This is a genomic window from Gulosibacter sp. GYB002, from assembly GCF_036577665.1.
GTDB classification, from domain to species: domain Bacteria; phylum Actinomycetota; class Actinomycetes; order Actinomycetales; family Microbacteriaceae; genus Gulosibacter; species Gulosibacter hominis.
This window is the reverse complement of record NZ_JARBDD010000016.1, coordinates 84,083-96,914: the sequence shown is the minus strand read 5'-3', so window position 1 is coordinate 96,914 and position 12,832 is coordinate 84,083. Positions and strand designations below refer to the sequence as shown.

The window sequence follows — 12,832 nt, the reverse complement described above, 5'->3', positions numbered from 1 at the left end:
CATCTCGAGTGCCGAAAATATTGCTTATTCGAGGACGAACATCACCGGTTCTGATTCGGCACCGTTTACGGTCACCTTGAGGTGGTAATAGGAGTCACCACCGACCGCTGCCGGACGTTCTGCTTCGCAGGTATCTGGCGTTGACCGCTCCCGCACCCACTCAAGCTGCGGAGATTCGAATTTGCGCCCCGGCTCCAATAACACCTGCTGATTTTCGGGATTTTTTTGGCAGTCGGTCGAGGCCCAAATCTGGTCGCTACCCGAGGTGATGCGGAACTGTTGCACGGCCGTGCCGACATTGAATGTGCACTTGTTGGCACCGGTGTTTTCGATGCTGAATGAGAGCTTCGGGCGAGCATCCGGCCCGTATGAGCGCGCGTCGGTGGCCGCTGTCACGGTTATGTCTTCGGGTTTGCAGGGTTGCGGCTCGGCGGGTGTTTGCGGCTGTGAAGTGTCGCCCGGCGTGGTGGTCTTACCGGCCTCAGGTGTTGTTGCAGGTGCTGTTGGCGGGTTGGTAGCGGGGGCCGCATCCGGTTTATCGGCCGCAAACAAGCCAATGATTGCACTTGCGCCCCACCAGATGAGAGCGATCACAGCGACGAGCAACAGCAGCGCCACGATCCGACGACGTCGGTAGACCGCGGGGCTGGGTTTGGTGCTCACAGCAGTAATGTACCCGGATGCTTTGGAGATTCCGGCGTGCAGTGCCGAGAACATGTGAGCAGGGATGCGGGCAGGGGATGCGGGCGCCACTTCCAACGGATGGTGCCGGTCGGCAGTGCCTGGAAAACCAGCAGCCGCCACCAACCATTTGGTCAGTGGCGGCTGCCGATTTATGGGTGCTGCGCTATCGAGCGCTGCGCACCTGGCGCGGGCTAGGCGTTGCGGCGGCGCAGTGCCACCAGGCTAGCGCCGGCAGCGAGCACCACGAAGGTCGCCACCAGCAGCGGCGTCACGTCGCTGGCACCGGTGTTGGCGAGCTTGTCGGTGACGTCCACCGAGTTCACGCCACCCTTGCCCGACGGGGTCTTGCCGGTGTCGGGCTTGCCGCCGTCGGTCTGGCCAGGCTCAGTTTGGCCCGGCTCAGTGTCGCTGGCCGTTACCGTGAAGGTGATTTCCTGAGTGAATTCGCCATCAGTGACGGTCACCGTGTAGGTGCCGGCCGGGAATTCCTGGTTGTTGGCGATGAGGTTCCCCTCAGCGTCGTACTTTGCCCAGGTGAGCTGCTGCGCGAACGCACCGTCCTTGTTGGTCACCACGTCGGTGAGTTCGGCGCGGTAGCCGTTCGGGCCGGCAATCACGAACGAGAGCTCGGTGTTGGCGGGCCAGTTCGTGCCCTCAACGTAGAACCCAGCTGTCGAGTCGACGGCTGAAGCCTCAACAGGGTTGACCTCGAGCTTAGGCTCGAGCACCGTGATGTCGGCAGTGGCGGTCTTGTCTTCCGACTCGACAGCAACCACCTGGTGCTTGCCCGGTGCAGTTGCGGCCGGCACCTTGAACTCACCCTTGATCTCACCGTTCTCGTCAGCGACGACGTCCGCCACTTTGACCGGGGTCGAGTGCAGTTCGATCGCGACGTCTGCCCCAGGCGTGAAGCCCTCACCGTGGAAGATGACGGTGCCACGCAGCAGGTATGCGCTGGTGTCAGTGGTCAGCTTCACCTCGGCCGGGTCAACGGTCTCAGTCGGTTCCGCAGTCTCGGTCGGCTCCGCCGTTCCAGTCGGCTCGACGGTCGGTTCAACGGTCGGTTCGACAGTCGGCTCGATAGTCGGCTCGACGGTCGGTTCGACAGTCGGCTCGACAGTCGGTTCAACGGTCGGTTCGACAGTCGGCTCGACAGTCGGCTCGACGGTCGGTTCAACGGTCGGTTCGACAGTCGGCTCGACGGTCGGTTCAACGGTCGGCTCTACAGTCGGCTCCACGGTCGGCTCAACAGTCGGCTCCGGAGTCGGAGTCGGCGTCGGCGTCTCAGTCGGGATCTTGGCGACCACCACGGTGAACGCCACCTGGCCAAACGACTCCGACAGGTCGGCACGGTTCACCGCATACTTGCCGTCACCCAGCTCAATGAGTTCCATCGGCTTGACGCTATCGAGCGCCATAACGCCTTTCACCTGGTAACCATCCTTCGCCGTTACCTGCAGCACAATCTGGTCACCGAGGAACTTATGTTCCGAACCATCGGTGTCTGCGGCGTAATAACGGTCGCTGTTACCCGAACCAAACTTCGCATCCACCGACTCAGTACCGTCGAAGAACGCGACCTCAGCGAGGTCTTGCGATCCCTGCTGGGAGCCTTCCGGCAGCACCTTCGCAACGGCACGCGCCTGCGAGAAGCCGGCAACGAACTTCGCCGGAGCATCCGCAGTAACCTCAACGGTCGCCATCGGATACTTACCCGACAAAACCTTCGCGGGCTGGGTCTTGCCGGTCTCTGCATCAATGTAGGTCGCTTCCGCCGCCTTAATTTCAGTCTGCGGCAAACGCGAGGTGTCAGCCTCGTTGAAGTACTGCGAACGCGGGTTCGCAATCGGGAAGTACACCTCGGCTTTACCGGGAGCAATACCGGTGAAGTGATAGGTGCCGTCCGTATCGGTGGTCATCCACCACTTGCCGTCTGCATCCTTCACATAGACATAGCTCCTGCCAGTCTCCAGCTCACCGTCGTCAAGCTTGTTGTTCAGCTTGTGATCACGGAAGAACTGCACATCCAGCGAACCAGTCTCAGCCTGCTCAAACTGCAGCCCAACGAGCTTCGGGTTGTGGTCGGATGCGCGGAACTGGTCGGGTGCGTACAGCTGCGTCACGTTGTAGTTGTTGCGGCTGTACTCGAGCGCGATCGGCTCGTAGGCGTTGATCGTCCAAATGTCGGTGCCGGTCACCAGCTTGGCAGCGGCAGGTGAGGCGAACACGTGGTCGAGCGAACCAACCAGGCCACCGAACAGGTATGAGTACTCGCCCTCGCTCACCTGCTGCACGTAGCCGGCCTTGATAATGGTCTGCACCGGGTCTTCCATGGTGTAGGCGTTGAAGTCACCGGCGAGGAACACCAGGTCGGTGCCCTGCTTCTGCTGCTGTGCCGCAGCGAAGTCGACAACCGCCTGAGCCTGACGGGTGCGGTCACCGTTCCAACCACCAACATTGTTTGCCGGGTTGTCGTCCTTGTCGAAGCTGGCGTTGTCGCCCGAGCCTTGGCCACCCTTTGACTTCAGGTGGTTCACGATCATCACGAACTTCTGGTCGGCCTTGGCCACCGGCGAGAAGGTTGCGGCCAGCGGCGCGCGGGCGTTCGTGAAGTTGGGGTTGTCAAGAATCTCGGTCGAGCCATCAACGTAGCTCACCTCGGCGGGCTGGTAGATGAAAGCGGTGCGGATGACATCGTCACCGGTTGCCGGGATGCTCTTGGGCGAGGCGACATATGCCCACTTTTCGGCACCAGCATCCTTGTTCAGCTCTTCCACCAGATGAGCAAGAGCGGCGTCGCGGTCTTGACCAAAGTCGGCCGAGTCTTCGATCTCTTCGAGAGCGATGACCGATGCATCCAACTTGTTGATTGCGGCGATGATCTTGGCCTGCTGACGCTCGAAGCTTTCGACGTTGTAGGCGCCGCGAGCGCGGCAGTAGTTGTTGGTGGTGGGGTTGCCCTGACGGTCGGCGTAGAACTTGCAACCGCTTTCTTGTTCGCCGAGCGCGGTGAAGTAGTTCAGCACGTTAAACGTACCGACGGTGATGTCGCCACCAACCTCTGTCGGAGCTGCTTCACGAACATCGCTGAAAGTTGCGGGGATCCACTCTGAGTCGGCACCGACAATCTGCTGCTGCGGCTGCAGACGCCAGGCGTCGTGTCCGTAGTCGAGCACGACAGGCTTGGCGAAGGCTGCGGTGGCACCAATGGTGACCGGCTTGTCGAGCGAGAGGTACGGCAGCGGCGAGTTCTGGGCGGTCGCATTCTTGGTGTAATCCCAGGTCGCACCGTCATCGAGCAGCACGCCGTGTGCGGCGTTGTAGTCGGCCTGCGCGTGAGCTTCAGCCGAGTCGGGCGCACCAACCTCGGTGGGCTGCACGAGCGGCTTGGTGCCGAAGGCGAGCCCGATTTCACCGTAGCGGTTCAGGCCGTAGTTGTCGGTGACGGTGTAGTCACCCGACAGTTCAAGGAGCATCCCCTCGTAGCGCTCACGCTCGGCGTCGGTGGCCGGCCAGGCATCGAGCTTCACGGGGGTTGCTTCACCGAGCGACTGCTCGAGCTTGCTGACGCTGTTGGCGCTGATCTGGGTCGACCCGAAGTACTCGCTCACCTTACCGGTGACCGAGACCGAGTCGCCGATCTGCACGCTGGCGGCGTGCTTGCTGCCGTAGATGAACACACCGCTCGAGCGGGTGGCGTCAGCTTCGCCAGGGGCCTGGATGAAGAAACCGTTCTTGCCGCCGGTCGGGTAGACGGCGGTCACGATGCCCTCAACGGTGACGGTCTGGTCACCCAGCGGCGATTTATCACCCTCACCCTGCACCTCGACGATCGGCGTGACCGTCTGAGCCGGGTCGGTCGGCTTCGGAGTGTCAGTGGGCTGCGGGGTCCCGGTAGGCTCGGGCGTCCCGGTCGGCTCGGGCGTTTCAGTGGGCTCGGTTGCGGCGTTGCCCGACTTCTGCGGGGTCGGCTCACCGATTGCGAAGTCGGCCTTGTTGTTGTCGGTGTCTTGGGTGACCGGAGTACGCGCAGCCGAGGTCGCGTTCTTGGTGCCCGCAGCCGGCGCGCCCTCGAAACGCTTTGCAACCGCACCCCAACCAACGAGGTCAACTGCGGTGCCGTTGTGGCTCAGCTCAACAATGCCTTCTTTGCCGCCCATAGCAATCTTGCCCTCGGCGTCGAATTCAAAATCGACGGTGCCGCCGTTGCCCTGGGCCTGTGCGATTAGGTAGTAGTCGCCGGGCGCAACGGTGCCGCTCAGCTGGGTGACGCCGCCCGAGTTGCCCGACTTGGCTGAGAAGTACTCAACCTGCCAGCCCGACAGATCGATGGGCTGATCCGACACGTTGTAGAGCTCAATGAAGTCGCGCTTGTAGGTTGCGCCGCTATTGCCGCCGCCGCCGTAGACTTCGCTGATCACCAGCGAAGTCGAGGGCGCTGCCGCAGCACCGTCCGCGTTTGCCGGCAGCGCCACGAACCCTGCTGCACTGAGCGCAGCAATGGCAGCCGTAGCAGCCAGCTTCTTTCCAAATCGCACCGAAATATTCCCTTCTATGGGCCGTCATGACGCGAAGACACTACTGATCGGCGTTAGCGTCCAGGTGAACGGCAGTGAACCTACAGGTGGCCCACAGGAGTTCGGCACAAAGAATGTGGCCTGCCAGCTCGCAACCCAGTCCAGTTAAAGACTCAAAATCATGCGGGTATTACCGAGCGTGTTGGGTTTCACCCACGGCAGATCCAGAAACTCAGCCGTGCCCTCATCCGGCGAGCGCAGCATCTCGCGATAGGTGCCAGTGTCGATGACCCGTTCAGCAACCGGTTCGAAACCGTGCCGAGCAAAAAAATCCGTTTCAAAAGTCAGACAGAACAGACGCGACAGGCCGATTTCGCGCGCTTCCGCAACCAAAAATTCAACCAACCGATACCCGATACCGTAGCCGCGCATCCCCGGCTCAACCGCAATAGTGCGCAGCTCACCCAGGTCGCGCCACAGCACGTGCAGCGCGCCGCAGCCGACCACGCGGCCATCAACCTCGACCACCGCGAAGTCGCGCATCGACTCGTAGAGCACAACGAGGTCTTTTTGCAGCACGATGTTTTCGTCGACATACGGCTGAATCAGCTCGTACACCGTCGGCACATCGCGCAGCTCCGCCTTGCGCACCAGAATCTCGCTCATTGACGACAACTCTACGCTGCGATGTCGATACCGGCACTTGCTGGCGCACCGCGCGCTGTTGCCGCCGCGCCAAAGAGTACGATTGAACCCATGCGCCTCGGAGTACTCGACGTCGGATCTAACACCGTTCACCTCGTAATTGTGGATGCGCATCCGGGGGCAAAACCCGTGCCGATGGCGTCACAAAAGCGCGTGCTGCGGCTCATGCAATACATCGACGACTCGGGCGCGATCAGCGACCACGGCGTCAAACGGATCATGGAAGCCATGGCGCACGCAAAAAAACTCATCGATGACGCCAATCTTGATGAGCTGCTGCCCATGGCAACCAGCGCCATCCGCGAAGCAAAAAACGGCAATAAGGTGCTCAAACGCATCCGCAAAGAGTTTGGCATCGATCTGCAGGTGATGTCGGGCGAGGATGAGGCACGCACCACATTTTTGGCCGTGCGGCGCTGGTTCGGTTGGGCAGCCGGACGGATCATGCTGGTCGATATTGGCGGCGGCTCACTCGAACTCGCCGTGGGCGATGATGAGCTGCCCGAATTGGCAATGTCGCTGCCGCTGGGCGCCGGACGCACCACCAAACAGTTTTTTCACCACGATCCCCCACTTGCCGGTGAGCTGACCGAGCTGCGCCAACACGTGCGCAAACTGCTACCGGATGCGGTACGAAAGTTTGGCGATCTGGCGCCGGCCGACCACTTCGTCGGCTCGTCAAAAACCGTGCGCTCGCTCACCCGCCTGGCCGGTTCGGTAATCGACGGGGTGGGCCCGAATGACCGGATGACGCTGCGCAAGTGGCAGCTCGACGACTGGATTCCGCGGCTCGCTCAGCTTCGAGCCGAATCACGCCCGGCGCTTCCCGGCGTGACCTCCGATCGCGCGTTCCAGATCGTCGGCGGCGGCATTGTGCTGTCTGAGGTGATGTCGGCATTCGGTATCGAACAGCTCGATGTGTCGCCGTGGGCGATGCGTGAGGGTGTGTTGCTCGACTATCTCGACCGGCTGCCCAATAGCTGAGCAAAACCGCCAACGCCTCCGGCGACGGGAAACAACGGTGGCGGCCAGCATCCGCCACCCGCCACCGTTAGCTACCCGAATGACTACGCCTGCTGCAGAATAAACTGCGCGGCACGCTCCAGCATCACTTCACCCGAGGCGATCTTGCCGGCCGAGGTGAACAAGCCGTGGGCGTGGCGAGGCAGGTGCACGAGCTCGACATAGGTGCCGTTCATGGCCAGCTTGTGCGCGTAGTTGAGGTCTTCTTCACCCAGGGGGTCAAGACCCAGCGAGAGGATGAACGCCGGCGGCTGCGGTGCATCCCCCGCCTTCACGGCCAGCATCGGCGATACCCGCGGGTCGGTGCGGTCGGCATCGCTGGCGAGGAAGTTCTCGCCAAACCAGCGCAGCGAGTTCGCGGTCAGTGGGAAGCCCTCGGCAATGCGCTCATAGGCGGGCGTCTCGTTCTTCATGTCGAGCATCGGGTAGAGCAGCACCTGCGCGGTGACCGTGGTGCCGTCCACCAGCAGGCTCGGTTCGAACGCGAGCACGTTCGCCAGCCCGCCGCCGGCTGAGTCACCAATGGTGGCCACGCGCTGCGGGTTCCACACGCGCTCGGTCGCGTTATCGCGGATCCACTCAACGGTGCGCTTGCAGTCGAGGTGGGCGGCCGGGAAACGGTGCTCGGGGCCGAGGCGGTAGTCAACCGCCACCACAGGCAGGTTGGTGAGTGTTGCCAGGCGACGGCACACCGGGTCGTGAGTTTCACGCGAACCGATCACCCAGCCACCGCCGTGGAAAAACACAATCACCGGGTCGTCGGCGTTGCGTTCGGCACGGTTGTCGTAGACGCGGATGGTGAATCGCTCGTCACCCTCGCCAAGTTCCACATCCTCAACGATCTTCACCTCGTCGCGAGGCAAACCATTGGCCACGCACGATTTTTCGTAGTTTTCACGCGCAACCGCAACCGACTCCGCATCCTGGAACGACTTGCCGCCAGCGGCACGGAAAGCCGCGATAGCGTCGCGCTGGTCGGGCGCAACCTGTTCAATATCGATGAGTTCACTCATTGGGATCTCTCCTCATTCTGTTCGGCATCAGGCTGGGGTAAACACCGCCAACCGGATGCGATGACGGCGCGACGTCGTCGGGGCGCCGTCATCAATCTTTCATATGAACGTAACGGCCGCCGGTTCTCGCGCGCTGCGCATGAACCGGCGGCCGTTTTCAATATCCGATCACGTCGGCTATCGAAGCATTAGGCGTTGGCGAGCACCTCGTTGCCCGAACGCATCTCGTAGTCTGCAGGGTTGAAGGTCTCAGCGAGGTCGCGGTACTCCTCAACGGTGCCCGACCAGTTGTTGATGACCTTGCCCTTCGAGTTCTTGTACCAGCTCGAGCACTCGCTCGAGTAGGCCGAACCCTTCATCTCTTCCTGCATGGTGGCGTTGAACTGGTCGATGACGTCCTTACGCACATCGGCCGAGACCTTCTCGATGTCCTTGGTCTTCTCGAGGAAGTCGGCAACGTAGCGCTGCTGGATCTCAAACATGGCGATGTTCGAGTTGTGGTTCAGGTTGGTGTTCGGGCCGTACATGAGGAACATGTTCGGGAAGCCGTCCACGGTGATACCCACGTAAGCCTCAGCGTCGTCTTCACCCCAGCGGTCGGCGAGGGTCACGCCGTTACGGCCGATGATCGACAGGTCGCCCTGGAAGTTCTGCGAGTAGAAGCCGGTGCCGAAGATGATGACGTCGGCCTCGTGCTCAACGCCGTCTTCGGTGACGATGCCCTTCTCGGTGAAGTGGTCGATAGCCTCGGTGACGAGGGTCACGTTGTCACGCAGGAAGGTCGGGTAGTAGGCCGAAGTGCGCAGGATGCGCTTGCAGCCGAACTCGAACTTCGGGGTGAGCTTTTCGCGCAGCTCGGGGTCTTCGATAACCGAGTTGAGGTAGTCGATAGCTTCCTGGGCACCCTCAGCCTGAGCCGATGAGTCGGTGCGGGTGCGCTCGAAACCGGCCTCGCGCACCTCGTGGATGGCGCGACGCGACTCTTCGAACAGCTCGGGGTTTGCTTCGAAGGCGTCGAGCTGCTCTTCGGTGAAGGTGATCTGCTCGCGCGGGAAGATGTAGTTTGCCGAGCGCTGGAACACCTCGAGGTGACCAACTTCCTTGGCGATCTCGGGCACGTACTGCACTGCCGAAGCGGCCGAACCGATCGAGATGACCTTCTTACCCTTGAGGTCAACATCGTGGTTCCACTCGGCCGAGTGGAACATGATGCCCTTGTAGTCCTCCATGCCCTTCCACTTCGGGGTCTTGGGAGCGTTCAGCTGACCCCAGGCCGGTACGAACACGTCAGCGGTGTAGGTTTCACCGTTGCGGAGCTTCAGCTCCCAGTAGGCCTCGTCGTCGTTCCAGCGAGCCTCGGTGATTTCCGAGTTGAACTTGGTGTGGTCGTAGAGGCCGAACTCCTTGGCCATTGCCTTCTGGTAGCCGAGCATCTCTTCACCGGCGGCGTACATCTGTGAAACGCGCAGGTGCGGGAAGTAGCTGTAGCAGTAGACGTGTGCCTGGGTGTCGCAAGCAGCACCCGGGTAGGTGTTGTCACGCCACACGCCACCGATTTCTTCGGCCTTTTCGAAGATGACGAAGTCTTGGATGCCGGCGCGAACGAGTTCTGCGCCCATGCCGAGGCCACCGAAACCGGCACCCAGGATTGCAACGCGGTAGTGCTGGGTCATTCTTATTCCTTTGCTTGGATGCGCCCGGCTACCGGGCGGCGGAGTAAATGGGATGAGGTTTTTGAAGTTGTGATTTAGGCGTTTTCAAACTTGATGATCTGGCGGAGCACGGTGCCTGCCGACAGTGCATCCATACCCTCGTTCATCTCGTCGAGGGCAATTTCGTTCGAGATCAGGCGCTCGAGGGGTAGCTTGCCCTCACGCCAGAGCTGCTCAAACTTGGGAATGTCACGCGAGGGCACGGCCGAGCCGAGGTACGAACCAATAACCGTTTCGGCGCGAGCGGTGAGCTTGAGCGGCTCGATTTCGCTCATGGCGCCCGGTGCCGGCAGCCCCACGGTGACGAGGGTGCCTCCGAAGCCGATCATGCCGAACGCGGTTTCAAAAGCGCGCGGGTGGCCGACAGCCTCGATCACCACATCCGCGGTGATGCCCTTTTCGGCAGCCTCAGCCGAGGTGTAGGCTTCGTCAGCACCCCACTCGCGAGCGAGGGTGAGCTTGTCGGGGTTGGCGTCAACGGCGATGACCTTCTTGTTGTCCACCGCGAGCGCGGTGAGCAGTGCGGCCATACCCACACCGCCGAGGCCGACGATGGCGATGGTGTCTTCGGGGCCGAGGTTGGCGGCGTTGAGCACGGCGCCACCACCGGTGAGCACGGCGCAGCCGAGCACGGCGGCAATCGACGGGGGAACGTCTGCACCCACGGGCACAACCGAGCGACGGTCGACAACCGAGTAGGTGGCAAAGCCCGAGCAGCCGAGGTGGTGCTTGACCTCTTCACCGTCGCGGGTGAGGTGCTTGGTGCCGTCGAGCAGCACACCCTCTTCGTTAGTCTTCGAACCTGCCGAGCAGGGCAGCTTGCCGTCGGTGCGGCATTCGCGGCACTCGCCGCAGCGGGGCAGGAAGGTGAGCACCACGCGCTGACCGATTTCGAGGTCGGTTACACCCGAGCCAAGTTCTTCAACCACACCGGCGGCTTCGTGGCCGAGCAGCATCGGGGTGGGGCGGGGACGTGAACCGTTCACAACCGAAAGGTCACTGTGACAGATGCTGGCAGCCTCGATGCGAACGAGCAGTTCGTTCTCGGCGGGGCCGGTGAGTTCGAGCTCGTCGATCGTGATCGGGCGAGATTCTGCGAAGGGTGCGTCGGCGCCGATCTTGTTGAGTACGGCTCCACGGATAGTCCGGGTGTTCGTCACGTCATCTCCATTGATACTCGAGGGGATGCAATCGCGGTGGCGGGATACAGCCAGCAAGTTGCGATTGCTTTTGAATGATCATGTTCGCTAAATGACCTAAAGTAAGTGTTGGTCCATCCATATTTTATCTTTGTATATGGAGGATTACACATGCCAGACCGCAGGTTGGTTGAAAAATCACCGTCGAACATCCAACGAGAGCGCCGACAGCGGGCACTCATGCGCGCCGTCAGCGACTTCGCGCGCGGCCTCGCGTCGCTCGGCGATTCGGCAGATGTTTTACAGCAGCTCACCGCCCGGCTGCGTTCGCTACTCGACGCCGATATTGCCGCAATGGGGCTGGTAGACGAGGATGCTGGCATCGCACGACCAATCGCATCCGATGGCATGTTTACCGACGCCCTGCACCGGGTTTCAATACCGCTGGCAACCGGTATCACCGGTCGGACGATCACCACGGGCGACCCGGCCCACACCAGCGACTACCTCGGCGACACGAGTTTTGCGCACGATCCCGCTACCGACGCCGCGGTTACCGATGAGGAGGTGCAGGCGATGCTCGCCATGCCGCTGCGCGCCGAGCAGCGCATCCTTGGCGTGCTGATTGTCGGCCATCGACACTGGCACCGCTACGAACCCGACGAGGTGCAGGTGGCACAAACACTCGCCGATCTCGCGACCGTCGCGACCGTGACGCAGGAGCGCACCGTCCGCGAGCGCGCGGCGGCCGAGCAGCTGCGTGAACAGCTTGGCGAAACTGAAGCGCTGCTCGCACAGCAGCGGCGGATCGTGCAGGTGGACGAAGCGCTGATCGAAGCGCTTGCCGCCGGTGGTGGCCTCGCGGCACTGCGCGAGGGTATGTCGCGTGAACTGGGGCGGGATGTGCGACTGGCTGACCTGACCGTGCGGTTCGCGCTCGATGATTCACTCACCGAAATGATCGACAGTGAACGGGCACTGGTGACCCTTTCGGCGCAGCAGGGGGTGCCCGTCACCGGTCGACGCGACGACGGCTCGCGATTCACGGTGATGACCGCCGGGGTGAAGTCTGGCGCACCGATCGCATCCGTGCTGATCGAGGGCGAGGTGGAGCCGCAAGAGGCCGAACTGCTGCGCCGTAGCGCGCGGATGCTCGACACGTTTTTGCGCGCCCACCACCGCGAGCTCGGCGACCTCACCCGGCGCCGGCACGACCTCATCCTCGAGCTACTCAGCCCGCCACCGGGTGGGCCGACCCCCACCGCACTGCTGCGCCTGGATGAGTTCGGGGTGCGCGAGGGGGAACCGTTTCGCATCGTGGTTGCGGACGGCTCGACGACCTCGCTCGATGACCTCGAGCATCGCTTTGAGGTTGATTTTGGGAGCACGCTGCTGCGCGCCCGCATCGATGAGCGGTTGGTGGCGATCGCGCCTGAGCGGGCGTTCGCCGCGATCGAGAGCGAACTGGGGGCGCCGGGTGCGCGGCGGCGCGGGGCGCTGCTGGTGGGGCACTCGCCCACCCTGCACATGCTGAGTATCGCGCCGGAAGAGTACGACCTGGTGTTGCGCGTGGTTGAGGCTGCGAGGCGGAGCGGTCACGACCGCATCCTCGTTTCGCTCGAAAGCTATGGCGCGCTGGGGGCGTTTCTCACGCGAGTCACCATCGAACCGACCAAGCTGGCGATTGAGCAGATTCTCGGGCCGCTGCTCGATTACGACCGGCAGCACGGCACGGCGCTGGTGAACACTGCGGCGGCCTATCTGGATGCGGCGCATTCGGTGGCGGATACCGCGAAGCAGCTGCACGTGCACGAAAACACGGTGCGGCAGCGGCTGGATCGCATCACTAAACTGCTCGGCCCGGGCTGGGCCGGGGGTCGCCGCGGGCTCGACATCCACGTAATGCTCGCCGCCCACCGCCTCGTCGGCAGCAGCTAGCGCCGCCTGCCTACCTGCCTGCTTCTGCTGCTGTGCCCTGCTGTACCCTGCCTGCTTCCCCGCCTGGTTGCCTTGCCCCAGCCTGCCTGCATCCCAGCCTG

8 protein-coding genes are annotated in these 12,832 nt (G+C 62.4%); 2 read left to right on the top strand and 6 right to left on the bottom strand.

Annotated features, from left to right (window positions below; translation table 11 throughout):
* Positions 1-24: 24 nt before the first annotated feature.
* The 3 genes from PV375_RS10095 to PV375_RS10085 all read right to left on the bottom strand — a co-directional run bounded on the left by PV375_RS10095 (position 25) and on the right by PV375_RS10085 (position 5,867).
* Complete coding sequence (locus PV375_RS10095; protein WP_332107196.1) at positions 25-663, bottom strand: hypothetical protein; 639 nt, start codon at positions 661-663, stop codon at positions 25-27.
* A gap of 212 nt (positions 664-875) precedes the next feature.
* Positions 876-5,222 (bottom strand): ExeM/NucH family extracellular endonuclease, encoded by a 4,347-nt coding sequence (locus PV375_RS10090; RefSeq protein ID WP_332107195.1) that lies wholly within the window; start codon positions 5,220-5,222, stop codon positions 876-878.
* Between the two features lie 144 nt (positions 5,223-5,366).
* Positions 5,367-5,867 (bottom strand): amino-acid N-acetyltransferase, encoded by a 501-nt coding sequence (locus PV375_RS10085; RefSeq protein WP_201518602.1) that lies wholly within the window; start codon positions 5,865-5,867, stop codon positions 5,367-5,369.
* Between the two features lie 90 nt (positions 5,868-5,957).
* On the opposite strand from PV375_RS10085, the gene PV375_RS10080 reads away from it, so the two are divergent.
* Entirely contained in the window at positions 5,958-6,890 is a 933-nt protein-coding gene (locus PV375_RS10080) for a Ppx/GppA phosphatase family protein (RefSeq protein ID WP_201518603.1), read from the top strand.
* 83 nt (positions 6,891-6,973) lie between these two features.
* Here PV375_RS10080 and PV375_RS10075 read toward each other — a convergent pair whose 3' ends face one another.
* From PV375_RS10075 to PV375_RS10065, 3 genes are all read right to left on the bottom strand, one after another.
* On the bottom strand, positions 6,974-7,942 hold the full coding sequence (locus PV375_RS10075) for an alpha/beta hydrolase (RefSeq protein ID WP_201518604.1): 969 nt from the start codon (positions 7,940-7,942) through the stop codon (positions 6,974-6,976).
* Between the two features lie 188 nt (positions 7,943-8,130).
* The gene (locus PV375_RS10070; RefSeq protein WP_230972893.1) at positions 8,131-9,615 is read right to left on the bottom strand and encodes a flavin-containing monooxygenase; all 1,485 of its coding nucleotides are present in this window, start codon (positions 9,613-9,615) and stop codon (positions 8,131-8,133) included.
* Between the two features lie 74 nt (positions 9,616-9,689).
* A complete protein-coding gene (locus tag PV375_RS10065) occupies positions 9,690-10,814 on the bottom strand; it encodes an alcohol dehydrogenase catalytic domain-containing protein (RefSeq protein WP_332107194.1) in 1,125 nt (374 codons plus the stop codon).
* Positions 10,815-10,964: 150 nt separating this feature from the next.
* Here PV375_RS10065 and PV375_RS10060 point away from each other — a divergent pair, with 150 nt between their 5' ends.
* Positions 10,965-12,731 carry a helix-turn-helix domain-containing protein gene (locus PV375_RS10060; protein ID WP_332107193.1) on the top strand — a complete coding sequence of 589 codons (1,767 nt, stop codon included), beginning with the start codon at positions 10,965-10,967 and terminating at the stop codon, positions 12,729-12,731.
* The last annotated feature ends 101 nt before the right edge of the window (positions 12,732-12,832 follow it).